Here is a 25,256-nt window from a genome sequence, read left to right on the forward strand (position 1 = left end):
AGTACCGGAGGGGTATAGCTCAATTGGCAGAGCGTCGGTCTCCAAAACCGAAGGTTGTAGGTTCGATTCCTACTGCCCCTGCCACTTAGGTGGCGCCTCCGAAAAACCCCATCGTTGATTCGATGGGGGGCTAAAAGCCCATCGCGACCCGATGGGCTTCGGCGTCTCAAGAAGGCGCATTGAATTGAAGGCCGCAAGGCCACAGGAAATCAGCCGAACATGGCCACTTCTCAAATCGAAACCGTGAGCACGGGTGCCGACAAGGCCAAATTGGCCGCGTCGGTGGTGCTGGCAGTGGGCGCCATCGTGGCGTTCTACCTGCTGGCGCGCCAGGGTTCGCTGGTGCAATGGGCTGCGCTGCTGGTCGGCCTGGCCGCGGCTGTGGGCGCCTTCGGCAGCTCCGAGAATGGTCGCCAGTTGTGGGCTTTCGGCCGCGACTCGTGGCGCGAGGTCAAGAAAGTCGTCTGGCCGACCCGCAAGGAAGCCATGCAGATGACGGCTTACGTGTTTGCCTTCGTGGCAGTCATGTCCGTTTTCCTCTGGCTCACCGACAAGACGCTCGAATGGGTGTTTTTCGACCTCATTCTGGGCTGGAGAAAATAAATGACCGACGACGCAGTTGAAACCACGCCGAGCAGCCCCGAGGAAGAAAATGCCTCCGTGCTGGCTCCCGCCGCCAACCCCGATCTGCGTTGGTACGTGGTGCATGCCTATTCGGGCATGGAAAAGGCCGTCGAGCGCAACATCATCGAGCGCATCAACCGCGCCGGCATGCAGGACAAGTTCGGCCGCATCCTGGTGCCGACCGAAGAAGTGGTCGAGATCAAGAACGGCCAGAAGCGCACCACCGAGCGCCGCTTTTTCCCGGGCTACGTGCTGGTCGAAATGATCATGGACGACGAGAGCTGGCACCTGGTGAAACACACCAACAAGGTGACGGGCTTCGTGGGCGGCGCCAAGAACCGTCCGGCCCCGATCTCGCAGAAAGAGGTCGAAGGCATCGTCAGCCAGATGCAGCAGGGCACCGAGAAGCCGCGCCACAAGGTCGAGTTCACCGTGGGCGAATTCGTGCGCGTCAAGGAAGGCCCGTTCACCGACTTCAACGGCACCGTCGAGGAAGTCAACTACGAGAAGAGCAAGGTCAGCGTGTCGGTCATGATCTTCGGCCGCGCGACGCCCGTGGAGCTCGAGTTCAGCCAGGTCGAGAAGACCTGAGTCCCGCCGGTCCTCGGGCCGGAACCATTCCCGGCTGCGCGTTGTCCGACTCGGCGCGCGGCCTTGATCGAAGAGTCGTTCAACCCCGGGGAGCCGCGGCGAAAGCCAAGGCGATATCACCCGCAAGGAGCAAAGCATGGCGAAAAAAATCGTCGGCTTCATCAAGCTGCAAGTGCCAGCTGGTAAGGCCAACCCGTCACCACCCATCGGTCCCGCACTGGGCCAGCGTGGTCTGAACATCATGGAGTTCTGCAAGGCGTTCAACGCGCAGACCCAGAGCGTCGAGCCTGGTCTGCCGCTGCCGGTGGTCATTACCGCGTTCGCTGACAAGAGCTTCACCTTCATCATCAAGACGCCGCCGGCGATCACCTTGATCAAGAAGGCCATCAAGCTGGACAAGGGCTCGGCCCGTCCGCACACCGACAAGGTCGGCAAGATCACGCGCGCACAGCTCGAAGAGATCGCCAAGACCAAGATGAAGGACCTGACTGCCGCCGATCTGGACGCAGCAGTTCGCACCATCGCCGGCTCTGCCCGTTCGATGGGCGTGAATGTGGAGGGCGTGTAAATGGCCAAGATCACCAAGAAGCAAAAAGCGCTCGCAGGCAAGGTCGACAGCAACAAGCTGTACCCGCTGGCTGACGCGATCGGCATCGTGAAAGACGCCGCCACCGCCAAGTTCGACGAATCGATCGACGTGGCCGTGCAGCTGGGCATCGACGCGAAGAAGTCGGACCAGGTCGTGCGTGGCGCCGTCGTGCTGCCCAACGGCACCGGCAAGACCAAGCGCGTGGCTGTGTTCGCCCAGGGCGCCAAGGCTGAAGAAGCCAAGGCCGCCGGCGCCGACATCGTCGGCATGGACGACCTGGCTGCCATGGTCAAGGCTGGCGACATGCCTTTCGACGTCGTGATTGCCGCCCCCGACGCCATGCGCGTGGTCGGTACGCTCGGCCAGATCCTCGGCCCGCGCGGCCTGATGCCCAACCCCAAGGTTGGCACGGTGACCCCCGACGTCGCCACGGCCGTGAAGAACGCCAAGGCTGGCCAGGTCCAGTTCCGCGTCGACAAGGCCGGCATCGTGCACGGCACGATCGGCCGCCGCTCGTTCGACAACGACAAGCTGCAAGGCAACCTCGCCGCGCTGATCGACGCTCTGGTCAAGGCCAAGCCGGCGACCAGCAAGGGTGTGTACCTGCGCAAGGTGGCTGTGTCGTCGACCATGGGTCTGGGTGTCCGCGTGGACACGCAAACCATCTCGGCGAGCTAAAGAGATTTGCCCGGCTCTGAAAAGAGCAGGGCGAATGTGGTGGGTCGCGGCAGCTTCGGTTGCTGCGAGCCATCCAAGACCGCTGGTGTGCAGGGCGCTGCACTTAATCGCCGGATCGATCCTTCCGGTATCCAGCGCAGATGGCGACCCCACTGCAAGGAATTCGATTTTTGTTCCTGACAGTTGGTCGCTGCATGAAGCGCGATCCGAGGCCCCGGCCGAAGGTCGCATTAAAAGGAGTAGACCTTGAGTCTGAATCGCAGTGAGAAAGAAGCGGTCATCAGTGATGTGACCAGCCTCGCCGCTAAAGCTCAAACGCTCGTGATGGCGGAATACCGTGGCATCACGGTGGCCGATATGACCAAACTGCGCAGCGAAGCTCGCAGCAAGGGTGTGACCCTCAGCGTGTTGAAGAACACGCTGGCACGCCGTGCTGTGGCTGGTAGCGCATTTGAGATCGTTGGCGACCAGATGACCGGCCCGCTGATCTATGGCTTTTCCGAAGACGCAGTGGCCGCCGCCAAGGTGGTGGCCGATTTCGCGAAGACCAACGACAAGTTGGTGATTCGCGGCGGCGCATTCGGCGGCAAGGCCCTGGACGTGAACGGCGTGAAGCAACTGGCCAACATCCCTTCCAAGGAAGTGCTGCTGGCGCAATTGCTGGGCTTGATGCAATCCCCGATCTCTCGTACCGCCCGCGTGCTCGCGGCGCTGGCCGAGAAGCGCGGCGGTGGCGAAGCTGCACCCGCCGATGCACCGGCCGAAGCGCAGGCTGCTTGAGCCTTGCGTTTGAAATATTCAACCCAATTGTTAGGAAACAAAAATGGCATTCGATAAAGACGCATTTCTGACCGCGCTCGACAGCATGACGGTCCTGGAACTCAACGACCTGGTGAAAGCCATCGAAGAGAAGTTCGGCGTGAGCGCCGCTGCAATGGCTGCTCCCGCCGGCGCTGGCGGTGGTGCTGCCGCTGCCGTGGCCGAAGAGCAGACCGAGTTCAACGTCATGCTGATGGATGCAGGCGCGAACAAGGTTTCGGCGATCAAGGCCGTGCGCGAAATCACCGGCCTGGGCCTCAAGGAAGCCAAGGACCTGGTGGAAGCCGCTCCCAAGGCTGTCAAGGAAGGCCTGTCGAAGGCTGACGCTGAAGCCGCCAAGAAGAAGCTGGAAGACGCCGGCGCCAAGGTGGAACTGAAGTAATTCAGACCCGCTAGAGGGCTGGAGGTGCCTGAAAAGGCCCTCCAGCCTTTGCCGCTTTCAGAGCGCACCCGAAAACCGGAAAAAAGACGGTTTTCGAGTGTCTTCTGACCCCGACTGCAGAAGACCCCTTGGTTCGGGCGATGTGCAACGCATCGCTGTCCGCCAACGGCTGGTAGTGGCCAGCCGCCAAGCAGTGGTGCCTCGGCACTGCTGACAAGTCGCTGAAGATCTCAAGCTCCGGAGCTCTCATGGCCCAATCGTCCGCGTACAGTTACACCGAACGCAAGCGCATCCGAAAAAGTTTCGGCAATCGCGACAGCGTCGTAGAAATCCCCTACCTGCTGCAGATGCAGAAAGACGCGTACACCGCGTTCCTGCAAGCCGGCATTCCTCCCAAACAACGCACCGTCGAAGGCCTGCAGGCCGCATTCGACGCTGCCTTCCCGATCGTCTCGCACAATGGTTTTGTCGAGATGAAGTTCCTCGAGTACAACCTCGCGAAGCCGGCCTTCGACGTGCGCGAATGCCAGACCCGCGGCCTGACCTTCGCCTCGGCCGTGCGTGCCAAGGTCCAGCTCATCATCTATGACCGCGAATCGTCGACCTCGCAGTCGAAGGTGGTCAAGGAAGTGAAGGAACAAGAGGTCTACATGGGCGAAGTGCCGCTCATGACCGAGAAGGGTTCGTTCATCATCAACGGCACCGAGCGCGTGATCGTCTCGCAGCTGCACCGTTCGCCGGGCGTGTTCTTCGAACACGACAAGGGCAAGACGCACAGCTCGGGCAAGCTGCTGTTCTCGGCCCGCGTGATTCCCTACCGCGGTTCGTGGCTCGACTTCGAGTTCGACCCGAAGGACATGCTGTACTTCCGCGTCGACCGCCGCCGCAAGATGCCGGTCACGATCCTGCTGAAGGCCATCGGCCTGAACCCGGAATCGATCCTCGCGAACTTCTTCGTGAACGACAACTTCCGCCTGATGGACAGCGGCGCGCAGATGGAATTCGTTCCCGAGCGCCTGCGCGGCGAAGTCGCGCGCTTCGACATCACCGACAAGTCGGGCAAGGTCGTGGTCGCCAAGGACAAGCGCGTGACCGCGCGCCACACGCGCGAGCTCGAGCAGTCGGGCACCACGCATATCAGCGTGCCGGAAGACTTCCTGGTCGGCCGCGTCATTGCCCGCAACATCGTCGATGCCGACTCCGGCGAGATCCTTGCCAAGGCCAACGACGAACTGACCGAAGCACTGCTGAAGAAGCTGCGCACGGCCGGCGTGCAGGACATCCAGGTGATCTACACCAACGAACTCGACCAGGGCGCGTACATCTCGCAGACCCTGCGCATCGACGAGACGGTGGACGAGTTCGCAGCCCGCGTGGCCATCTACCGCATGATGCGCCCCGGCGAGCCGCCGACGGAAGACGCGGTGCAGGCCCTGTTCCAGCGCCTGTTCTACAACCCGGATACGTACGACCTGTCGCGCGTCGGCCGCATGAAGTTCAACGCCAAGGTCGGCCGCGACGAATCGACCGGCCCGATGGTGCTGACCAACGAAGACATCCTGGCCGTGGTCAAGATTCTCGTGGACCTGCGCAACGGCAACGGTGAAGTCGACGACATCGACCACCTGGGCAACCGCCGCGTGCGCTGCGTCGGCGAACTGGCCGAGAACCAGTACCGCACCGGCCTCGCCCGCATCGAGAAGGCCGTGAAGGAACGCCTGGGCCAGGCCGAGCAAGAGCCGCTGATGCCGCACGACCTGATCAACAGCAAGCCGATCTCGGCCGCGCTGAAGGAATTCTTCGGCGCCTCGCAGCTGTCGCAGTTCATGGACCAGACGAACCCGCTGTCCGAAATCACCCACAAGCGCCGCGTGTCGGCCCTTGGCCCGGGCGGTCTGACGCGCGAGCGTGCCGGCTTCGAAGTGCGCGACGTGCACGTCACCCACTACGGCCGCGTGTGCCCGATCGAAACGCCCGAAGGCCCGAACATCGGCCTGATCAACTCGCTGGCCCTGTACGCCCGCCTGAACGAATACGGCTTCATCGAGACGCCGTACCGCCGCGTGGTCGACAGCAAGGTCACCAACGAGATCGACTACCTGTCGGCCATCGAGGAAGGCAAGTACGTCATCGCCCAGGCCAATGCGGCCCTGGACAAGGACGGCAAGCTGACCGGCGACCTGGTCTCGGCGCGTGAAGCCGGCGAATCGATCCTGGTCGGTGCCGAACGCATCCAGTACATGGACGTGTCGCCCGCGCAGATCGTGTCGGTGGCTGCCTCGCTCGTGCCGTTCCTGGAGCACGACGATGCGAACCGCGCGCTGATGGGCGCCAACATGCAGCGTCAGGCCGTGCCCGTGCTGCGCCCCGAAAAGCCGATGGTCGGTACCGGTATCGAGCGCGTTTCCGCGGTCGACTCGGGCACCGTGGTCACGGCCACCCGCGGCGGTATCGTCGACTACGTCGACGCGACCCGCGTCGTGGTGCGCGTGAACGACGCCGAAGCGGCGGCCGGTGAAGTCGGTGTGGACATCTACAACCTGATCAAGTATCAGCGTTCGAACCAGAACACCAACATCCACCAGCGCCCGATCGTCAAGCGCGGCGACAAGATCGCCAAGGGCGACGTGGTGGCCGACGGCGCATCGACCGATCTCGGCGAACTGGCCCTCGGCCAGAACATGCTGATCGCGTTCATGCCCTGGAACGGCTACAACTTCGAAGACTCGATCCTGATCTCGGAACGCGTCGTCGCCGAAGACCGCTACACCTCGATCCACATCGAGGAACTGGTGGTGATGGCACGCGACACCAAGCTGGGTGCCGAGGAAATCACGCGCGACATCCCGAACCTGGCCGAGCAGCAGCTCAACCGCCTGGACGAATCCGGCATCATCTACGTGGGGGCCGAAGTGCAGCCGGGCGACACGCTGGTGGGCAAGGTCACGCCGAAGGGCGAGACCACGCTGACGCCTGAAGAGAAGCTGCTTCGCGCCATCTTCGGCGAGAAGGCTTCTGACGTGAAGGACACCTCGCTGCGCGTGGACCAGGGCTCGCAAGGCACCGTGATCGACGTGCAGGTGTTCACCCGCGAAGGCATCACGCGCGACAAGCGCGCCCAGCAGATCATCGACGACGAACTCAAGCGCTTCCGCCTCGACCTGAACGACCAGCTTCGCATCGTCGAAGCCGACGCGTTCGACCGGATCGAGAAGCTCCTGACCGGCAAGGTTGCCAACGGCGGCCCGAACAAGCTGGCCAAGGGCACCAAGCTCGACAAGGCCTATCTGTCTTCGGTCGAGAAGTTCCACTGGTTCGACATCCGCCCTGCGGACGACGAAGTGGCCACGCAGCTCGAGTCGATCAAGAACTCGCTCGAGCAGACGCGCCACAGCTTCGACCTCGCGTTCGAGGAAAAGCGCAAGAAGCTCACGCAGGGCGACGAGCTGCCCGCGGGCGTGCTCAAGATGGTCAAGGTCTACCTGGCCGTCAAGCGCCGCCTGCAACCCGGCGACAAGATGGCCGGCCGCCACGGCAACAAGGGCGTGGTGTCGAAGATCGTTCCGGTCGAAGACATGCCCCATATGGCCGACGGCACGCCGTGCGACATCTGCCTGAACCCGCTGGGCGTGCCTTCGCGGATGAACGTGGGCCAGGTGCTCGAAGTGCACCTGGGCTGGGCCGGCAAGGGCATCGGCCACCGCATCGGCGACCTGCTGCAGCAAGAGGCCAAGGTGGCCGAACTGCGCAAGTTCATGGAGCAGCTGTACAACGGCTCGGGCCGCAAGGAAGACCTCAGCCAGCTGAGCGACACCGACGTGCTCGAAATGGCGGCCAACCTGCAGAGCGGTGCGACTTTCGCCACGCCGGTGTTCGACGGCGCCTCGGAAGATGAAATCCGCGGCATGCTGAAGCTCGCCTATCCGGACGACATCGCCAAGCTCAAGGGCCTGACCGAGACGCGCACGCAGGCCTACCTGTACGACGGCCGCACCGGCGACCAGTTCGAGCGTCCCGTGACCGTCGGCTACATGCACTTCCTGAAGCTGCACCACCTGGTGGACGACAAGATGCACGCCCGCTCGACCGGCCCGTACTCGCTCGTTACCCAGCAGCCGCTGGGCGGCAAGGCGCAGTTCGGCGGCCAGCGTTTCGGCGAAATGGAAGTGTGGGCGCTGGAAGCCTACGGCGCCGCCTACGTGCTGCAGGAAATGCTGACCGTGAAGTCCGACGACGTGCAAGGCCGTACCAAGGTGTACGAGAGCATCGTCAAGGGCGAGCACTCGATCGAAGCCGGCATGCCCGAATCGTTCAACGTGCTGGTCAAGGAAATTCGTTCGCTGGGGCTCGACATCGAGCTCGAGCGTTCTTAATTTGAAAAGGGAAAGAGTCTTATGAAATCGCTACTCGACCTGTTCAAGCAATTCACGCCCGATGAGCATTTCGATGCCATCAAGATCGGCATGGCTTCGCCCGAGAAGATCCGTTCGTGGTCCTTCGGCGAGGTGAAGAAGCCCGAGACGATCAACTACCGCACGTTCAAGCCCGAGCGCGACGGCCTCTTCTGCGCCAAGATCTTCGGCCCCATCAAGGACTACGAGTGCCTGTGCGGCAAGTACAAGCGCCTGAAGCACCGCGGCGTGATCTGCGAGAAGTGCGGCGTCGAAGTCACGCAGACCAAGGTGCGCCGCGAGCGCATGGGCCACATCGACCTGGCCGCGCCCTGCGCGCACATCTGGTTCCTGAAGTCGCTGCCGTCGCGCCTGGGCCTCGTGCTCGACATGACGCTGCGCGACATCGAACGCGTGCTGTACTTCGAAGCCTACGTGATCACCGATCCCGGCATGACTCCGCTGAAGAAGTTCGGCATCATGTCCGAGGACGACTATGACGCGAAGCGCAAGGAATACGGCGACGAGTTCGTCGCCAAGATGGGCGCCGAAGGCATCAAGGACCTGCTCGAAGGCATCGAACTCGACAGCGAGATCGAACGCCTGCGCGGCGACCTGACCGGCTCCGAAGTCAAGGTCAAGAAGAACTCCAAGCGCCTGAAGGTGCTGGAAGCCTTCCGCAAGTCGGGCATCAAGCCCGAGTGGATGGTGCTCGACGTGCTGCCCGTGCTGCCGCCGGACCTGCGTCCGCTGGTGCCGCTGGACGGCGGGCGCTTCGCGACCTCCGACCTGAACGACCTGTACCGCCGCGTCATCAACCGCAACTCGCGCCTGCGCCGCCTGCTGGAGCTCAAGGCCCCGGAAATCATCGCGCGCAACGAAAAGCGGATGCTGCAGGAAGCTGTCGACTCGCTGCTGGACAACGGCCGCCGCGGCAAGGCCATGACGGGCGCCAACAAGCGCGCGCTCAAGTCGCTGGCCGACATGATCAAGGGCAAGAGCGGCCGCTTCCGCCAGAATCTGCTGGGCAAGCGCGTCGACTACTCGGGCCGTTCGGTCATCGTGGTGGGCCCGACGCTCAAGCTGCACCAGTGCGGCCTGCCCAAGCTGATGGCGCTCGAGCTGTTCAAGCCCTTCATCTTCTCGCGCCTGGAAGCCATGGGCATCGCGACCACGATCAAGGCTGCCAAGAAGGAAGTCGAATCGGGTACGCCGGTGGTCTGGGACATCCTGGAAGAAGTGATCAAGGAACACCCGGTCATGCTGAACCGTGCGCCTACGCTGCACCGTTTGGGCATCCAGGCGTTCGAGCCGATCCTGATCGAAGGCAAGGCGATCCAGCTGCACCCGCTGGTTTGCGCGGCCTTCAACGCCGACTTCGACGGCGACCAGATGGCCGTCCACGTGCCGTTGTCGGTGGAAGCGCAGATGGAAGCCCGCACGCTGATGCTGGCCTCCAACAACGTGCTGTTCCCGGCTTCGGGCGAACCGTCGATCGTTCCTTCGCAGGACGTGGTGCTGGGCCTGTACTACACGACCCGCGACCGCATCAACGGCAAGGGCGAGGGCCTGATCTTCTCCGACATCGGTGAAGTGCAGCGCGCGCTCGACGCCAACGAAGTCGAACTGACCGCCAAGGTGGCAGTGCGCATCACGGAGTACACCAAGGACAAGGAAACGGGTGAATTCACGCCTTCCACGTCGCTGGTGGACACCACCGTGGGCCGCGCGCTGCTGTCCGAGATCCTGCCCAAGGGCCTGCCGTTCTCGAACATCAACAAGGCGCTGAAGAAGAAGGAAATCTCCAAGCTCATCAACGTCTCGTTCCGCAAGTGCGGCCTGAAAGAGACCGTGGTGTTCGCCGACAAGCTGCTGCAGAACGGCTTCCGCCTGGCCACCAAGGCCGGCATCTCGATCGCCATCGACGACATGCTGGTGCCCGCTGAAAAGCACGGCATCATCGAGCGCTCGGCCAAGGAAGTGAAGGAGATCGAGCAGCAGTACGTCTCCGGTCTCGTGACCTCCGGCGAGCGCTACAACAAGGTGGTGGACATCTGGGGCAAGGCCGGCGACGAAGTGTCGAAGGTCATGATGGCCAAGCTGTCCAAGCAGAAGGTCATCGACCGCCACGGCAAGGAAGTGGAGCAGGAGTCGTTCAATTCCATCTACATGATGGCCGACTCCGGCGCCCGCGGTTCCGCGGCGCAGATCCGCCAGGTGGCCGGCATGCGTGGCCTGATGGCCAAGCCGGACGGCTCGATCATCGAGACGCCCATCACCGCGAACTTCCGCGAAGGCCTGAACGTGCTGGAGTACTTCATCTCCACCCACGGTGCCCGTAAGGGTCTGGCCGACACGGCGCTGAAGACGGCGAACTCGGGCTACCTGACCCGCCGCCTGGTCGACGTGACGCAGGATCTGGTCGTGACCGAGCAGGACTGCGGCACGCACGGTGGCTACCTGATGCGCGCCATCGTCGAAGGCGGTGAAGTGATCGAATCGCTGCGCGACCGTATCCTCGGCCGCTCGGCTGCCGACGACGTGCTGCATCCGGAAAACCGCTCGGTGCTGCTGAAGGCCGGCGAGATGTTCGACGAGGACAACATCGAAGAGCTCGAGGCGCAAGGCGTCGACGAGGTCAAGGTGCGTACCGCGCTGACCTGCGAAACCCGCTTCGGCATCTGCGCGACCTGCTACGGCCGCGACCTGGGCCGCGGCGGCCTGATCAACATCGGCGAAGCCGTCGGCGTGATCGCTGCGCAGTCCATCGGCGAACCCGGCACGCAGCTCACGATGCGTACCTTCCACATCGGTGGTGCGGCATCGCGTGCGGCGGTGGCCTCGAGCGTCGAAGCCAAGTCCAACGGCGTGATCGGCTTCAATGCCACGATGCGCTATGTGACCAACAGCAAGAACGAGCTGGTGGTGATTGCACGTTCGGGCGAGATCGTCATCCATGACGAACACGGCCGCGAGCGCGAACGCCACAAGGTGCCGTACGGCGCGATCCTGGCGGTCAAGGCCGACCAGCAGATCAAGGCCGGCCACGTGCTCGCCAACTGGGATCCGCTGACGCGCCCGATCATCACGGAATTCGCCGGCAAGACGCAGTTCGAGAACGTGGAAGAAGGCCTCACGGTTGCCAAGCAGGTGGACGAAGTGACCGGCCTGTCGACCCTGGTCGTGATCGATCCGAAGCGCCGCGGCGCTGCCAAGGTCGTGCGCCCGCAGGTGAAGCTCATCGACGCCTCCGGCGCCGAAGTGAAGATCCCGGGCACCGACCACTCGGTGACGATCGGCTTCCCGATCGGCGCCCTGGTGCAGGTGCGCGACGGCCAGGACGTGGGCCCCGGCGAAGTGCTGGCGCGCATTCCGGTCGAAGGCCAGAAGACCCGCGACATCACCGGCGGTCTGCCGCGCGTGGCCGAGCTGTTCGAAGCCCGTTCGCCGAAGGACAAGGGCATGCTGGCCGAAATGACCGGTACCGTGTCGTTCGGCAAGGAAACGAAGGGCAAGATCCGCCTGCAGATCACCGATCCCGAAGGCACCGTCTGGGAAGACCTCGTGCCGAAGGAAAAGAACATCCTGGTGCACGAAGGCCAGGTGGTGAACAAGGGCGAAAGCGTGGTCGACGGCCCGGCGGACCCGCAGGACATCCTGCGCCTGCTGGGTTCGGAAGAGCTCGCGCGCTACATCGTGGACGAAGTGCAGGACGTGTATCGCCTGCAGGGTGTGAAGATCAACGACAAGCACATCGAGGTGATCGTTCGCCAGATGCTGCGCCGCGTCGTGGTCGACAACATCGGCGAGACCGGCTACATCTCCGGCGAACAGGTCGAACGCAGCGAAATGCTCAACACCAACGACGCCCTGCGCGCCGAAGGCAAGATCCCCGCGACGTTCACCAACCTGCTGCTGGGTATCACGAAGGCATCGCTGTCGACCGACTCGTTCATCTCCGCCGCTTCGTTCCAGGAAACGACGCGCGTGCTGACCGAAGCCGCGATCATGGGCAAGCGCGACGAGCTGCGCGGCCTGAAGGAAAACGTCATCGTCGGCCGCCTGATCCCCGCGGGCACCGGCATGGCCTACCACCAGGCGCGCAAGGCCAAGGATCAGATGGACGAGGCCGAGCGCCGCGCCATCGCCGAATCCGAAGCCGCCGAACTGGCCGGTTCGACCAGCGATGTTTCCACTACGGCCGACGCCAGCGAAGGCGCCGCGTCCGAATAACTGGGTAGCATCACCGGCCATGACCGGTATCCGACGCCCCCCGACCGACCCCGGTTGGGGGGCGTTTTTCTTTGAGTTGTCTATTGCGAAGCGTTTTTGCCGATGAGCGTGTTGCCCGATTCGATGGTCGGCTGGATCGTCATTGCCGTGCTCCTGTTCTGGTTCGTGGGCGCGTACAACCGGCTCGTGCGGCTGCGCGCGGCCGTGCTCCAGGCCTATGCCACGCTCGATGCGGCCCTTCGGAAGCAGCTGGATTTCGTCCAGGCCAGCATCACGGCCGCCCTGCCGGACAAGGATGCTTCCAGCCATTCGTCGGCCGTGGCGCCGCTGCAGGCCGCCACCAACCAGCTTGCGACCCTGCTGGGCGCCACCCGGCTGCATCCGCTCGACCCCGGCGGCATGGCCGCGCTGGCCACGGCGCTGCAGGTGCTGATCACGGCCTGGCAGCGCCAGCACCCGGATGCGGTGACGGTTTTCGAGGCGGACGGAACGCTCTCGCGGCCGGCGCCGCTGCTGCCGGCCGGTGCCGGTGCGGCCTCCGGCGCGCTCGAATCCATGGCCTGGCCCGAGCCTTCGGCCGCGGCGGAAATCGCACGCGGCCAGTTCAACCTGGCGGTGGGGCAGTACAACGCCGCCATCGTCCAGTTTCCGGCGCTGCTGGTGGCATGGATGGTGCGTTTGCGTCCGGCCGCGCCGCTGCTTTGAAGCCGCCCGGACGCCGGCGTTGCATTTTTTCTCCGTACGCTCGCGGGGCGCCGCGCTTGCCGCGCGCCCATTGACGCCCATTACCATCGCCCCAACTTGTCAGAACTATCTTCCGATCATTCCGCCAGCACCGCGCCGCCGATGCAACCTCCGCTGTGGCGCCAGCTGCAGCTGACCGCAGCGGCGCTCGCGTCGATTCGCGCCGGCAGCTCGGGCACCGTCGCGTTCGAAGCCGTCGAGCCCGCGATGCGCCCCGGTGTGCAGGCGCTCGGCTTCCAGGTGCTGCGCTGGCTCGGCCGTGCCGAGGCCCTGCGCCGCCACCTGGCCAAGCGCACGCCGCCGCCGCTGCCCGACGCACTCTTGTGCACCGCATTGGCGCTGGCCTGGGATGCGCAGCACGCCCCCTACGAGCCCTTCACGCTGGTCGACCAGGCCGTCGAGGCGGCCAAGCGCAATCCAGCCACGCGCGCGCAGGCGAGCTTCATCAACGCCTGCCTGCGCCGCTTCCTGCGCGAGCGCGACGAGCTCGTGGCCGCGACCGACCATGAGCCGGTCGCGCAGTGGAACCATCCGCGCTGGTGGATCGAGCGGCTCAAGCGCGACCATCCGCGCGACTGGCAGCGGGTGCTCGCCGCCGACAACGCACAGCCGCCGATGACGCTGCGCGTCAATCTCCAGAAGACCACCGTGCCTTCTTATCAGCTGGCGCTCCAGGCGGTGGGCCTCGCGGCCGTCCGGGTGGGGGAGGCGGGGCTGCAGCTGGCGCGCGCGCGCCCGGTGCAGCAGCTGCCCGGTTTTGCCGACGGCGAATGCTCGGTGCAGGATGCCGCCGCGCAGCTGGCCGCGCCGCTGCTGCTCGAAGGCCTGCTGCCCGCGGCCGGAGCGGCACCCCTGCGCGTGCTCGATGCCTGCGCCGCCCCCGGCGGCAAGACCGCGCACCTGCTGGAGTTTGCCGGTCCGGCGGCCGTCGAGGTGACGGCGCTCGAGGTCGATGCCGCCCGCAGCCGCCGCATCGACGAAACCCTGGGCCGGCTCGGCCTGTCCGCCAAGGTGGTGGTGGCCGATGCCGCGCGGCCGTCCGCCTGGTGGGATGGCACGCCCTTCGACGCCATCCTGCTCGATGCGCCGTGCACCGCCTCGGGCATCGTCCGGCGCCATCCCGACGTGCGCTGGCTGCGCCGCGAGAGCGACACCGCCCAGCTGGCGGTCCAGCAGGCGGCGCTGCTCGCGGCCCTCTGGCCCCTGGTCCGGCCCGGCGGCCGGCTGCTCTACTGCACCTGTTCCGTATTCCGGGAAGAGGGCTCGCAACAAATCGATGCGTTCCTTGCGCACAACACCGACGCCCGATTGGGGGCATCGCCGGGCCATTTGCTTCCCCAAAGCGGGGCGAATGCCCGCGCCGTCCCGGACAATCCCTCAGGTGACCACGACGGCTTCTTCTACGCCCTGCTTGAAAAACGTCCGCGCTGAGGCCCGCAGGCGGCGCACACTGGCGCCGCTGGCCGGGTTCCTGCTGGCCTGGGCCTTGCTGCTGACCTGCCTGCTCCCGATTGCGGTGGCGCAGGGGCGCGTCGTGCCATCGGTCACCCAGATGCGGCTGGAGCAGGCCGACGACGGCGTCTATCTCACCGCGGCCGTGCAATTCGAGCTGCCGTCGCTGGTCGAGGAGGTGCTCGACAAGGGCATTGCCATCTATTTCGTGGCCGAGGCCGAGGTCTTCCAGGAGCGCTGGTACTGGACCGACCGCAAGGTGGCGCAGGTCACGCGTCACATGCGGCTGGCCTACCAGCCGCTCACGCGCCGCTGGCGGCTCAACGTGTCGCCGGTGCCCATCACCGGCACCGCGGGATTCGGCGTTTCGCTGAACCAGAACTTCGACAGCCTGGCCGACGCCATGGACGCCGTCAAGCGCGTCGGCCGGCTGCGGCTGGGCGACGCGGCCGAGGTGGGCGACGAGCCGCTGCACCAGGTCGTGTTCCGCTTCCGGCTCGACACCTCGCAGCTGCCGCGTCCCTTCCAGATCGGCGTGGTCGGCCAGGCCGACTGGAACATCGTGGCCGAGCGCAGCGCCAAGCTCGCACTGGAGAAGCAGCGGTGAGCAACAAGCCGCGCAGCGGCGCAGCGGCCACCCCTGCCGCCCGCCGCGCGCGCGCGCTGCGCTGGGCCGTGGGCGTGGGGGCCGCGCTGGTCACGGCCATCGGCCTGGTGCTGATGTTCCTGCTGGCCCAGGCCACCAACAACCGCGCGCTGTACGAGCGCTACTACGTGCGCCTGTTCGGCATCAACGTGGTGGTGGCGGTGCTGCTGGTGCTGGTGATCGGCTGGGTCGCCTTCCGGCTGCTGCGGCGGTTGCGCCAGGGCAAGTTCGGCAGCCGCCTGCTCATCAAGCTCGCGGCCATCTTCGCCCTGGTGGGCGTGGTACCGGGCGCGCTGGTCTACGTGGTGTCCTACCAGTTCGTCGCGCGTTCGATCGAAAGCTGGTTCGACGTCAAGGTGGAGGGCGCGCTGGACGCCGGCCTGAACCTCGGCCGCGCCACGCTCGACTCGCTCGCGGACGACCTGGCCGCCAAGACGCGCGTGGCCAGCGCCCAGCTGGTGCAGGTGCCCGATGCGAGCGCCGGCCTCGTCCTCGAGCGCATCCGCGACCAGCTCCAGGCCAGCGACGTGGTGCTCTGGACCGGCACCGGCCAACTGGTTGCCGGCGCCGGCGCCTCGCGCTTCCAGCTCAACCCCGAGCGGCCGACCACCCAGCAGCTGCGGCAGGTGCGCGCCGACCGCGCCATCGCCCACATCGAAGGCCTGGACGAAACCGCGGCGCCGGGCGCCAACCTGCCGCCCGCCAGCGTGCGCGCCCTCGCGATGGTGCAGCGGCCGGGCTTCGACTTCGACACGGCGCCGCGCTTCCTGCAGGTGACGCAGCCGCTGCCGCCCGCGGTGGTTGCCAACGCGCTCGCCGTGCAGGAGGCCAACCGCGAATACCAGGAGCGCGCCCTGGCCCGCGAAGGCCTGCGGCGCATGTACATCGGCACCCTCACGCTGAGCCTTTTCCTGGCCGTGTTCGGCGCCGTGCTGCTGGCGGTGCTGTTCGGCAACCAGCTCGCGCGGCCGCTGCTCGTGCTCGCGGACGGCGTGCGCCAGGTGGCCGGCGGCGACCTGCGGCCGACCGCCGTGCTGCAGGGCAAGGACGAGCTGGGCGGCCTCACGCGCTCCTTCGCCGTCATGACGCAGCAGTTGGCCGATGCCCGCGGCGCCGTCGAAAAGACCATGGGCCAGCTCGACGCCGCGCGTGCCAACCTGCAGACCATCCTGGACAACCTGACCTCCGGCGTGATCGTGCTCGACGCCAAGGGCACCATACTTTCCACCAACCCTGGCGCCACCCGCGTGCTGCGCGCGCCCCTGGCCGCCTATGAGGGCATGCCGCTCGCCCAGGTGCCCGGGCTGGCCGACTTCGGCACCAGCGTGCAGCAGCAGTTCGACGAATTCCAGGTCGAGCGCCTGCAGCACGGCCTGGACCACTGGCAGCACGCCTTCGAGCTGCACGCCACCGGCACCGACCTGCCGCAGCAGGACAGCGCCATCAACATCGTCGCGCGCGGCGCGGAGCTGCCGGGGGCTGCGCGGCTGCTGGTGTTCGACGACATCTCCGAAATCGTCTCCGCCCAGCGCGCGCAGGCCTGGGGCGAAGTGGCGCGCCGCCTGGCCCACGAGATCAAGAACCCGCTCACGCCCATCCAGCTCTCGGCCGAGCGGCTCGAGATGAAGCTCTCCGGCAAGGTCGCGCCGCCCGAGCAGGCCGTGCTCGTCAAGTCGGTCAAGACCATCGTCGACCAGGTCGACGCCATGAAGCGGCTGGTCAACGAATTCCGTGACTACGCCCGCCTGCCCGCGGCCGACCTGAAGCCGGTCGACCTCAACGCGCTGCTGGCCGACGTGCTCCAGCTCTACAGCGCCGAGAACGCGCCCATCGCGCTGCGCTCCGAGCTCGACGAGCGCTGTCCGCCCATCCGCGGCGACGCGCAGCAGATCCGCCAGGTCATCCACAACCTGCTGCAGAACGCCCAGGATGCCGCCGAGGCCGCCGCCAGCACCACCGGCCGCGCCGGCGAGGTCGTCATCCGCACCCGCCTGGGCGATTCGGGCCAGCGCGTGCGCCTCACCGTGCAGGACAGCGGGCCGGGCTTTGCCGAGAACATTCTCAAGCGCGCCTTCGAGCCCTACGTCACCACGAAAACAAAAGGTACAGGTTTGGGGCTGGCCGTGGTCAAGAAGATCGCCGACGAGCACGGCGCCCGCATCGAGCTTTCCAACCGCGTTGTCGATGGGGCTGTAGCAGGGGCGCAAGTCTCGCTATCATTCGCGCTGGCAGGCGAGCCGCAAACAGCGGTCGCTCACACCGAAGATCCGAAGTCTTCCGCCGCCTGAGCGTGAAACAAACCCGTCGCGCGCAGACGATGGGGCGGCTGGCGGACCCTACACACATTGCAGATACCGGCGCATACAACAAGCAGCACTCATGGCAAACATTCTCGTGGTCGATGACGAGCTGGGCATTAGGGACCTGCTCTTCGAAATTCTCAATGACGAAGGCCACAACGTGGAGTTGGCGGAAAACGCGGCCGAGGCACGCGCAGCGCGGCAGCGCGCACGGCCCGACCTCGTGCTGCTCGACATCTGGATGCCCGACACCGACGGCGTCACGCTGCTCAAGGAATGGTCCACCGCCGGGCTGCTGAGCATGCCCGTCATCATGATGAGCGGCCACGCCACCATCGACACCGCCGTCGACGCCACCCGCATCGGCGCCTTCGCGTTCCTCGAAAAGCCCATCACGCTGCAGAAGCTCCTGAAGGCCGTGGAGCAGGGCCTCGCGCGCGAGAATGCCAGGCGCGCGGCAGCCGGCGTGGTGCCCCCGGCCCCGGGCATCAACCCCTCGGCCGCCATCACCACCACCGGCGACAGCCTGCTGCTGGCCTCGCTCGCCTCCGTGCCGGTGCCCGACGCTGGCCCGCAGTCGACCCAGAGCTTCGACCTCGACCGCCCGCTGCGCGACGCGCGCGACGGTTTCGAGAAGGCCTACTTCGAATTCCACCTGGCCATGGAGAACGGCTCGATGACCCGCGTGGCCGAGAAGACCGGCCTGGAACGCACCCATCTCTACCGCAAGCTCAAACAACTTGGCGTCGATCTTTCGAGAGGGCGCAGAAGCGCTGTATAATTTAAGGCTGCACACCAAGGCCCGGTAGCTCAGTTGGTAGAGCAGCGGATTGAAAATCCGCGTGTCGGTGGTTCGATTCCGCCCCAGGCCACCAGTATTCGTAAGGCGCTACAGCTCACAAGGTTGTAGCGCCTTTCTCGTTTTATTCCCACGGTGGGATTTCGGCTGTTTTGCGACACCAAATCACGAACGAGTCTCAATGAGAAAAATTCTTATTGATTCGGCCGTGACCTGCAGGTAAATTCAGTGGCTAGCGGCTGTGGATAAGTCTGTGGGCAGCCGGTTAACAACTACACATGGGGTGACATCGATGCAATCTTCCCTTCGGGTGCGTTGCGATGGTTGACCTTCGCACCGAGCTCCAAACCTACACCGAGCACCTTCCGTCAATGCTGAATCGGCACGACGGCGAATACGTGGTCATCAAGGACACGCTGACAGTCCATTTTTCGCCAACGTATGAAGACGCTCTGAATTGGGCGTACAACACATTCGGGCTTGACCACTTCTTCGTCAAGAAGGTGGCAGAGGATCAAGACGTGGCGCATTTCACCCGCGATCTTGGGCCGTGCCGTATCTAAGCGGCACATACAGTTCCAGCGGTCCAATCCTCGACGTATGGGTCGGCGTGAGCGCGCCGCGTGCGCGCGTCATGTTGGCCCGTGGCCTGCAGCCGCCGCAACCTCATCGCCTCCCGTTCCTTATCGACACAGGTGCTGATACCACGATGGTGAGCGAGCAGGCTATGCGGTTGCTCGGCATTCCTGAACGTGGCGCCCGGCAGATTGTCGGGTCGACAACGCATATCGATCCGACGACATGCTCTGCTTATGACGTGCAATTTGAAATTCGCACGCATGGAGACCCTCCGCGGATATTTCCCGCACTGGAAGTGCTCGCACGGCCGTTCTTCAATGTTTCTATTGAAGGCCTTATTGGCCGAGATGTGCTCGATCAAATGCAGCTCACGATTGGGCGCGGTCGATTTCGCATCGACTACTAGCCTAGGCCTCGGCGTTTCGAAACTCTCGACCTGTCGTAAATCTTCGCAGTCGTCTTGCTGTCTGCGTGCAGTTCGGGAAGGCCGCCATACTGCGCCTTGTGCTGCGTGGTGTAGTAGGCCCGCAGGTCGTGGAAGGTGAAGCGCCGAGGGATGATCTTGTCCGCCAGGGCTTTGGCCATCGCACGCTGCCACGTTGAAGCGAAGCCGTCATCCGTGTACGCGTTGCCGTCGCGTGTCGTGAAGACGTGTGCAGGCATTCCTCGGGCCGCGGCAACGCACGCAGCCGCCGAATCAGATCTTCCATTCCAGCCGTGATCGACACGCTCTCAACGCGCGTTGCTCCGCCATGCTGCTTCGCACGCATCAATCGAATCGTGTTCGCCTCGCTGTCGATCTGCGGCAGCGTCAGGTGCAGGAACTCGATACGACGTGAGCCCACCATCGCAGCAAACTCCGCCATCAAACCGATGACCTGACGCTGCGGTCCCTGTGTGTTCAACCATGCCAGGAATGCCGCGAATGTCTCGGGCTCTGGCGCTTCGGTGCGCGGCCGTTCGAGGTTGCGCTTCACCTGCTTGCATGGGTTCACGTCGATGTCTCCGCGCTCAACGGCCACCGTCATCAAGTTGGCGAGCAGTGCGACCTCGCGATTCGCGCGCACCGGTGCTGCAGCTCGCTCGACGCGCAGGTATCTCGCGATGTCCGCCGGCCGGATCACCCGTGCCGAAACCTTGCCCATCACCTCCAACAGCTTCACGCTGTACTCGGTGTAGTCGCTCTTCGTGCGCTCCCCGAGTCGCTTCCACTGAGGCATCGTTTGATAGGTGCGCCACAGTTCCGTGATCGTGCCCGCGTCATTGCTCGAGCCGTTCATGTCGAGCACCTTCTGAATAGCTGCGCGCTTGTCCTGCCCGAGGTTGATCGGCTTTCCTCCTATCGGGTGATAGCGGTACTGCACGACGTGCTGCGCAAGGAGTTGCAGGGCTGGGAGCCAGCGATCGTTTGGGACTCGCAAAAGTCGCGCGGCACCGCGCCCCTGTTCGCCGAGGAAGGAGGTGTCGACCCGTGAGCCGGCAATTCAATTTCATGCCGTCACGCTACGTCACGCCAGGCCACGTCGATGAGTCACGCATCGAGCGTGACACCGGCGTGACGCCAAGCGGACAGGATGCGGACAAGACTGGGACAACCGGCGGAGTCCCGCGGGACAACCAAGGGACAGTCGCATCTGTCCCGAAAGACGCGTGCACTGCTAGCGCATTAGTCACGCGTGACTCCACTGTGACTGACGTCGGACAGATGTGGCCATCGATGACGCTGGAGGACTTGAAGGAGCGCGGGCGCGAAGAAGGGCTGAACTTGCTCGGCATCCCAACGGCGCATGAGGAAGCACGGCTCGCTGGCCGGCATGGGTCCACCTGGTGGGAGGCGACGACACACATCGGCATGAAGTACCGGACGGAGCGGGAGATCGCGAGCATACGAGCGGCCTTCGATGAAGGGGTCGACCTGCGCCAGCGCAACGTGCGCTGCTTCTGCAATCGTTGCCTCATGCCTCCGGAAATCGTCGAGAGGGAACGCAAGCGTTGGGCCTACGCGGCCCGCCGCCACGACGAACTGACCGCTGAGGGGCGCAGCCCTGACGTGATCTCCAAACTAATCCGCGATGAACTTGATAGGGGGATGGCACTTTGAGCGCCGATACCGCAACTAACGTCGACGAGCGCCTTGTGCGTGCGTCGAACACCTCAGACCTAACCGTCACGCCCGACCGCCAGGGCGACGGCTTCATGCTGATCGCAGCCGCGAAGACGCCTCGCGTCGTCGGCCGACACCTCATTGCCTTGCACGGCGAATGGGACGGCTGCGCCAAGCCGCGCAGGATGATGGAGCACGACATCACTGCGCTCCGGAAGACGCTGCCAGCGGGGCTCCCGCCGCTCGTGCTCGCCCCCAAGCACCTGGACGCATGGGCGGACAACGAACTGAAGCGCCGGCATCGCCAAGCGGAAGTCATCGCGAACGGCTGGTATGAGCAGGAGCGAATGACCTCCGTCGCGCGGCTGAAGAGCCTCGAGCGAGTGAAGGTCGGTCTGCTGGACGTCCTCGGTGCAAAGGTCGAGAACCCGGAGCCAAAGGTGCTGGGCGTTCTCGCCTGGTGGCTGGATACCGTTTGTCCGAAGTGCGGAGGCACCGGACAGCTAGCCGTGGCTGGCAACGGGCCCCAGGCGAGCAGGCCATGTCCGTCACGACACCGCGGCGGTTGTGACGCCACCGGTCAACGCCCGTTGCCGCATGGTCATGATGGCCGGATCATCGAGCGGGCCATCCTCGAATGCATCAGCCGTGCGCGTCAGCACATCGGCGCATATCGAAAGGCGTTGCGCAAAAACATGCGATAGCTTATGCTCTGCGCCCAGGACGCAGGCTAGAACGCCCCGTCCTCTACAACGGTCCATCGACCGCACACAACGCTCCGGGGTTCACGTCCCGATCAGCCGCCCTCGATGGAGAACGCCGTCCGATCAACCCGCCCCGCGAAAGCTCGGCGGGTTTTTTGTTGCCGGCCACAGGGGCTAGAACAGCTTGGAGATGATTGCGTCTTTGCGAGTTAGTTCCAGAGCCGCGACGATGGCCCCCTTGTTTTTCGCAGCATCGGTTTCCGAGATCTCCCAGTAATTTCCGATTTCCGGGATTTTCTTTAGGGCGTCTGATGTGGCCATCCAGGGCGGTGTCTTTCCGCCTGCGTAGCGTTTGAGCGCGGCAAGCTTGTTGCCTTTGGTCATTCGGTCGGTTTCTAGGATTGCTTTGATGGCGACGTCGACGCTTAGTTCGTCGTCCGCAAGAACGGCCTGTTTTGGCTGTTGGTAGTGAGTGCCCATGAGCTTGTTGACAAGGGCCCACTGCACTTGACCGAACCCTACGGCCCGACCGGCATCCCAGCCGGAGTCTTGCACCATGTTTCGAAAGAAGGTCTCTTCCCAGAAGATGGCTATGAAAAGCTCTTGGTTGTATTTTTCGCCGATCAAGTCACTGGGTTCGTTGCGTATCCGCTGGCCCGTCAGATTGAACATTTCATAGAATTTCAAGGGTTGCGGCATCGGTGACTCCCCGGCTATGTTGCGTAGCCGACGAGTGTTTCCCGTCTGTGGGCGGGCTTCAATATCTCTTGCGGTGTAGCCAAACCAGAAGACCTACACCGCGGACCGCCTCAGATCGCTTCGTGCATCGGCCTCGACTCTGGCGTCATGCTCCCCGGGGTTGAGTAGCCTGGAACCCTTGCTGGTCAGTCGACAGCAGACCCAGAACGTCTAACGCGCCGCCCCTTTTTCCTTCCTGGGGACTCTGCGTGTAGTGCTGGCTCCAGCAGGCGGCGGGCAAACCGTCGGCCACCGGGAAGCCCGCCGGGATCACAGCCTTCCTCGGGCTATCGGCGGGCTGAATGGACCAGCTCTGATCTGAGAAGTCCGAAGAGCCGCCGGCCTACTGTGAACCTAGGCGGAGCGTAGGTCTTCGGGTTCGTTCCTAGTTTTGGCGCTCATACACCAGGGTATTGGCGGTTGTTTGCTTCATAAGCTCAATCGCGTGCAGGCACCCCTGCTTACTGGTGTAGGCCTCGCCCGACGCAATGATTTCGTGATTTGCTGCTTTCAGCCGCCAGCGCCACTGGAACCCTGATGGGTAGATTTCAAAATACACAGGAGTCTCCTTCCATGGATGAGAACGCGCACATTGACGGCTGGAAAGCCCAGACGAAGTACGCCGCCGAATACACCCACCGGGGACACCGGTGGGCACTTAACTTCTTCGCGATCGACGATGAGGACGCGAAGAAGAAACTTCATAGCATTCGCAGTTCCACCGAGTTGTTAGGTCCGATTGCGGAACGCATTCCTTTTGATCCGGGGGCCGCCTAGGCGCACTTTCGCACTTCCATGAGCATTGCCCGATGTCAGCGGCCCTCACGCGTGTGACTACCACTCACTGATGCAGCAAGCCGCTGAGCTCAATGGTTCGACGCACCGGCCATCGCCATCCTAAGCAGCGCAGCCGGGTGATCAATGCCATGGATGGGTTAGTTCCTTGGTTCTATTTTTGCGTGACTGGCTTTACGACCGCAATGCCAGCGCCGGTCTGAATACCAATCTCGCTGAGCATGCGATGAGAGCCGGGGAGGTGGGATCGGTCGCCCAGAAGCCGACATAGAAGACGAGAAGTTCGCTCTGCTCCACGGTTGCCATTGCAATGGCAGCAGTCGCGGGCAGTTCTTCATCGACAACGGCTCTGCCGTGAAGGTGAACGACGATGGCAGCGAGACCGCCACGGCCGTGGTGCCAGCATCGGCTCCGGCTGGCCCGAAGCCCTCCGAGGGCTTGAAGGTGGACGAGCTGAAGGCCGCGCTCGAGGCCAAGGGCATTTCCATTCCGGATGGCGCGAAGAAGCAAGAGCTTGCCGATCTGCTGGACGGGGCGCAGTAAATGAACAACCGCATCGCGCGCGCGGCCACGGCTGCCGGCGGCGCCGGAACATTGGCTATCGCCGGCGTGCTGCAAGCCTGGTATGAAGGCGAAGGCCCGACCGTGCGGCAGTCGAGCGGCGCGGTGCTCTCGGTGCCCTACAAGGATCCGGTCGGTATCTGGACGGTGTGCCGCGGCGTGACCGGCCCCGAGGTTATTCCTTCCAAGCGCTACACCGCGGCTGAGGGCCGCGCGCTCGAGGCGAGGCACCTGGCCATCGCCGAAGCCCATGCGCGCCGCTACATCACGGCCTACGATCGGTTGAACAAGTGGCAGCAGGCCGCGCTCATCGATTGGTTTTACAACCTGGGCGCCAATCCCGCGACGCTCAATTCGACTCTGCGCGCGAAGTTAAATGCTGGCTGCATCGAGGGCGGTTGCGACGAGTTGTCGCGCTGGGTGAAAGGCCGCGTGAAGGGCGAACTCGTGACGCTGAATGGTCTGGTCGATCGCCGCGACACTGGCGAAGAGCTGTGCCTGCGCTGGGGCTCGAAGTGAGGTGCATCGCATGCGGTAGGGAAGGGCACCTCTCGGCGGATTGTCCGCGGCAAATCTGGGGGGGCCGCTGTGCTGCCTGATTTCAAAACCCCGCTGCTCTGGCTGCTTGGAGTAGGGCTCGTAGCTGCACTCGGTGTTGCCGGCATTGAGCGCACGCGCGCGGCCGGCGCCCGTGCTGACCTGGCCGTCGAGAAGCGCGCTCGAGCCGAAGATGACGCCGCGCGCGCCCTGGCCGCGCTGGCCGATTTGCAGCGCACAGTCGCGCTCGTCGCGGTTCACGCCCAAGCCCAACAGGAGAATGTGGATGCCTACGAAAGGAAGCTGGCCGTGCTGGACGGCCGCCGCCGTGCTGCTGATCGCAATGTTGAGCGGTTGCGCAAGCAGTTCGCCGACTACGCCGCCCATGATCGCGAGCAAGCCGCAACCGACCCCGCTGCCTGCCAGCGTATCGCGGATCGATCCGCAGTCATCGCGGGCTTGGCTTCTCGAGGTCGAGAGCTACTTGAACGAGGTCGAATCGTTGTTGAAGCCCGAGACAACGAAGTGCAGCTTCTGCTCGGCACCCTGAAGAACGATCGCGCGCTGCTTGAGTCGCCCGCACCGTCTGCGAGCGTCGTGCCGACGCGGTAGATGCACAATCCTTTTCCAATCGGAGAAGGGTGGAATGGTGAACGAACGCATGTTTCCCTGGATGAGCGCAATCGCTTTGCCGCTCTCTGTTGCAATCGTTGGTCACTTTGTGACCCGCTCGATCGAGTCGGCTAGGTTGGATTCGGAGTATGTGAAGCTGGCGGTGTCGGTGCTTACAACTCCTGCGCAACCTGAGAAGGGAGGGGTGGATCAGCAGCGCGAGGACTTGAAACGATGGGCTGTCGAGATTTTGAACGCAAGATCCCCTGTTCACCTGACCGATTCGGGGGCGGCTGGGCTACAGAGGCTCCCGGCTCTTCGACTCTGGCCAGCGGATCCTCCGCCTTCGTCCCTCACGGCCGAATGCAGACCACCCGG

The 25,256-nt window shown here is 64.3% G+C and carries 24 protein-coding genes and 2 tRNA genes; 23 read left to right on the forward strand and 3 right to left on the reverse strand.

All coding sequences use genetic code 11. The annotated features are described in order from the left end of the window. The first annotated feature begins 8 nt into the window (after window positions 1-8). From EJO66_RS31015 to EJO66_RS31095, 17 genes are all read left to right on the forward strand, one after another. A tRNA-Trp gene (locus tag EJO66_RS31015) sits at window positions 9-84 on the forward strand. 135 nt (window positions 85-219) lie between these two features. Continuing rightward, entirely contained in the window at window positions 220-603 is a 384-nt protein-coding gene (gene secE, locus EJO66_RS31020; protein WP_012745745.1) for a preprotein translocase subunit SecE, read from the forward strand. Then, complete coding sequence (nusG, locus tag EJO66_RS31025) at window positions 604-1,215, forward strand: transcription termination/antitermination protein NusG (protein WP_124959880.1); 612 nt, start codon at window positions 604-606, stop codon at window positions 1,213-1,215. Between the two features lie 136 nt (window positions 1,216-1,351). Beyond that, window positions 1,352-1,783 (forward strand): 50S ribosomal protein L11, encoded by a 432-nt coding sequence (rplK, locus tag EJO66_RS31030; protein WP_012745747.1) that lies wholly within the window; start codon window positions 1,352-1,354, stop codon window positions 1,781-1,783. Then, entirely contained in the window at window positions 1,784-2,482 is a 699-nt protein-coding gene (gene rplA / locus EJO66_RS31035) for a 50S ribosomal protein L1 (RefSeq protein WP_124959879.1), read from the forward strand. A 246-nt stretch (window positions 2,483-2,728) separates the two neighbouring features. Then, entirely contained in the window at window positions 2,729-3,262 is a 534-nt protein-coding gene (gene rplJ / locus EJO66_RS31040) for a 50S ribosomal protein L10 (RefSeq protein WP_012745749.1), read from the forward strand. A gap of 43 nt (window positions 3,263-3,305) precedes the next feature. Beyond that, on the forward strand, window positions 3,306-3,683 hold the full coding sequence (gene rplL / locus EJO66_RS31045; protein ID WP_012745750.1) for a 50S ribosomal protein L7/L12: 378 nt from the start codon (window positions 3,306-3,308) through the stop codon (window positions 3,681-3,683). A gap of 248 nt (window positions 3,684-3,931) precedes the next feature. Then, window positions 3,932-8,056, forward strand: a complete 4,125-nt coding sequence (gene rpoB / locus EJO66_RS31050) for a DNA-directed RNA polymerase subunit beta (protein ID WP_124959878.1) — start codon at window positions 3,932-3,934, stop codon at window positions 8,054-8,056. Window positions 8,057-8,077: 21 nt separating this feature from the next. Next, entirely contained in the window at window positions 8,078-12,307 is a 4,230-nt protein-coding gene (rpoC, locus tag EJO66_RS31055) for a DNA-directed RNA polymerase subunit beta' (protein ID WP_124959877.1), read from the forward strand. 102 nt (window positions 12,308-12,409) lie between these two features. Then, window positions 12,410-13,012, forward strand: a complete 603-nt coding sequence (locus tag EJO66_RS31060) for a LemA family protein (RefSeq protein WP_125967088.1) — start codon at window positions 12,410-12,412, stop codon at window positions 13,010-13,012. Window positions 13,013-13,153: 141 nt separating this feature from the next. Further along, window positions 13,154-14,482: a 16S rRNA (cytosine(967)-C(5))-methyltransferase RsmB gene (rsmB, locus tag EJO66_RS31065; protein ID WP_125967089.1), complete on the forward strand. Its 1,329-nt coding sequence runs from the start codon at window positions 13,154-13,156 to the stop codon at window positions 14,480-14,482. After that, complete coding sequence (locus tag EJO66_RS31070; protein WP_124959874.1) at window positions 14,463-15,110, forward strand: DUF4390 domain-containing protein; 648 nt, start codon at window positions 14,463-14,465, stop codon at window positions 15,108-15,110. The genes rsmB and EJO66_RS31070 overlap by 20 nt, the downstream gene beginning before the upstream one ends. After that, window positions 15,107-17,437, forward strand: a complete 2,331-nt coding sequence (locus EJO66_RS31075; RefSeq protein ID WP_124959873.1) for a sensor histidine kinase — start codon at window positions 15,107-15,109, stop codon at window positions 17,435-17,437. The genes EJO66_RS31070 and EJO66_RS31075 overlap by 4 nt, the downstream gene beginning before the upstream one ends. Window positions 17,438-17,528: 91 nt before the next feature. Beyond that, on the forward strand, window positions 17,529-18,230 hold the full coding sequence (locus tag EJO66_RS31080) for a response regulator (RefSeq protein ID WP_012745757.1): 702 nt from the start codon (window positions 17,529-17,531) through the stop codon (window positions 18,228-18,230). An 18-nt stretch (window positions 18,231-18,248) separates the two neighbouring features. Beyond that, window positions 18,249-18,324, forward strand: a tRNA-Phe gene (locus tag EJO66_RS31085). Between the two features lie 244 nt (window positions 18,325-18,568). Further along, window positions 18,569-18,811 carry a hypothetical protein gene (locus tag EJO66_RS31090; protein WP_125967090.1) on the forward strand — a complete coding sequence of 81 codons (243 nt, stop codon included), beginning with the start codon at window positions 18,569-18,571 and terminating at the stop codon, window positions 18,809-18,811. Window positions 18,812-18,858: 47 nt separating this feature from the next. Next, window positions 18,859-19,233: an aspartyl protease family protein gene (locus EJO66_RS31095; RefSeq protein WP_125967091.1), complete on the forward strand. Its 375-nt coding sequence runs from the start codon at window positions 18,859-18,861 to the stop codon at window positions 19,231-19,233. A gap of 1 nt (window position 19,234) precedes the next feature. Here EJO66_RS31095 and EJO66_RS32735 read toward each other — a convergent pair whose 3' ends face one another. Then, a complete protein-coding gene (locus EJO66_RS32735; protein WP_164547958.1) occupies window positions 19,235-20,191 on the reverse strand; it encodes a hypothetical protein in 957 nt (318 codons plus the stop codon). Between the two features lie 353 nt (window positions 20,192-20,544). Between EJO66_RS32735 and EJO66_RS31105 the strand changes: the two genes are divergently transcribed. After that, entirely contained in the window at window positions 20,545-20,928 is a 384-nt protein-coding gene (locus EJO66_RS31105) for a hypothetical protein (protein WP_125967093.1), read from the forward strand. Further along, the gene (locus EJO66_RS31110; RefSeq protein ID WP_125967094.1) at window positions 20,925-21,635 is read left to right on the forward strand and encodes a hypothetical protein; all 711 of its coding nucleotides are present in this window, start codon (window positions 20,925-20,927) and stop codon (window positions 21,633-21,635) included. The genes EJO66_RS31105 and EJO66_RS31110 overlap by 4 nt, the downstream gene beginning before the upstream one ends. Window positions 21,636-21,809: 174 nt before the next feature. Here the strand turns inward: EJO66_RS31110 and EJO66_RS31115 are convergent, their stop codons facing one another. After that, a complete protein-coding gene (locus EJO66_RS31115; protein ID WP_125967095.1) occupies window positions 21,810-22,334 on the reverse strand; it encodes a hypothetical protein in 525 nt (174 codons plus the stop codon). Between the two features lie 424 nt (window positions 22,335-22,758). Beyond that, the gene (locus EJO66_RS31120; RefSeq protein ID WP_125967096.1) at window positions 22,759-22,932 is read right to left on the reverse strand and encodes a YegP family protein; all 174 of its coding nucleotides are present in this window, start codon (window positions 22,930-22,932) and stop codon (window positions 22,759-22,761) included. Between the two features lie 14 nt (window positions 22,933-22,946). Between EJO66_RS31120 and EJO66_RS31125 the strand changes: the two genes are divergently transcribed. The 4 genes from EJO66_RS31125 (at window position 22,947) to EJO66_RS31145 (ending at window position 24,878) form a co-directional block, all read left to right on the forward strand. After that, window positions 22,947-23,150 carry a hypothetical protein gene (locus EJO66_RS31125; RefSeq protein ID WP_125967097.1) on the forward strand — a complete coding sequence of 68 codons (204 nt, stop codon included), beginning with the start codon at window positions 22,947-22,949 and terminating at the stop codon, window positions 23,148-23,150. A 372-nt stretch (window positions 23,151-23,522) separates the two neighbouring features. Beyond that, window positions 23,523-23,711 carry a HeH/LEM domain-containing protein gene (locus EJO66_RS31130; RefSeq protein WP_240648927.1) on the forward strand — a complete coding sequence of 63 codons (189 nt, stop codon included), beginning with the start codon at window positions 23,523-23,525 and terminating at the stop codon, window positions 23,709-23,711. Next, window positions 23,712-24,248: a lysozyme gene (locus EJO66_RS31135; RefSeq protein ID WP_125967099.1), complete on the forward strand. Its 537-nt coding sequence runs from the start codon at window positions 23,712-23,714 to the stop codon at window positions 24,246-24,248. A 69-nt stretch (window positions 24,249-24,317) separates the two neighbouring features. Then, window positions 24,318-24,878, forward strand: a complete 561-nt coding sequence (locus EJO66_RS31145) for a hypothetical protein (protein WP_125967100.1) — start codon at window positions 24,318-24,320, stop codon at window positions 24,876-24,878. Window positions 24,879-25,256 lie beyond the last annotated feature (378 nt).

The organism is Variovorax beijingensis (assembly GCF_003951285.1).
Classification (GTDB): Bacteria; Pseudomonadota; Gammaproteobacteria; order Burkholderiales; family Burkholderiaceae_C; genus Variovorax; species Variovorax beijingensis.

Excerpts from the sequence above, each read along its gene's own strand:
- secE (WP_012745745.1), top strand. The coding sequence starts at position 220 with ATGGCCACTTCTCAAATCGAAACCGTGAGCACGGGTGCCGACAAGGCC.
- nusG (WP_124959880.1), top strand. The coding sequence starts at position 604 with ATGACCGACGACGCAGTTGAAACCACGCCGAGCAGCCCCGAGGAAGAA.
- rplK (WP_012745747.1), top strand. The coding sequence starts at position 1,352 with ATGGCGAAAAAAATCGTCGGCTTCATCAAGCTGCAAGTGCCAGCTGGT.
- rplA (WP_124959879.1), top strand. The coding sequence starts at position 1,784 with ATGGCCAAGATCACCAAGAAGCAAAAAGCGCTCGCAGGCAAGGTCGAC.
- rplL (WP_012745750.1), top strand. The coding sequence starts at position 3,306 with ATGGCATTCGATAAAGACGCATTTCTGACCGCGCTCGACAGCATGACG.
- rpoB (WP_124959878.1), top strand. The coding sequence starts at position 3,932 with ATGGCCCAATCGTCCGCGTACAGTTACACCGAACGCAAGCGCATCCGA.
- rpoC (WP_124959877.1), top strand. The coding sequence starts at position 8,078 with ATGAAATCGCTACTCGACCTGTTCAAGCAATTCACGCCCGATGAGCAT.
- EJO66_RS31060 (WP_125967088.1), top strand. The coding sequence starts at position 12,410 with ATGAGCGTGTTGCCCGATTCGATGGTCGGCTGGATCGTCATTGCCGTG.
- rsmB (WP_125967089.1), top strand. The coding sequence starts at position 13,154 with ATGCAACCTCCGCTGTGGCGCCAGCTGCAGCTGACCGCAGCGGCGCTC.
- EJO66_RS31080 (WP_012745757.1), top strand. The coding sequence starts at position 17,529 with ATGGCAAACATTCTCGTGGTCGATGACGAGCTGGGCATTAGGGACCTG.
- EJO66_RS31090 (WP_125967090.1), top strand. The coding sequence starts at position 18,569 with ATGGTTGACCTTCGCACCGAGCTCCAAACCTACACCGAGCACCTTCCG.
- EJO66_RS31105 (WP_125967093.1), top strand. The coding sequence starts at position 20,545 with ATGACGCTGGAGGACTTGAAGGAGCGCGGGCGCGAAGAAGGGCTGAAC.
- EJO66_RS31115 (WP_125967095.1), bottom strand. The coding sequence starts at position 22,334 with ATGCCGCAACCCTTGAAATTCTATGAAATGTTCAATCTGACGGGCCAG.
- EJO66_RS31125 (WP_125967097.1), top strand. The coding sequence starts at position 22,947 with ATGGATGAGAACGCGCACATTGACGGCTGGAAAGCCCAGACGAAGTAC.
- EJO66_RS31135 (WP_125967099.1), top strand. The coding sequence starts at position 23,712 with ATGAACAACCGCATCGCGCGCGCGGCCACGGCTGCCGGCGGCGCCGGA.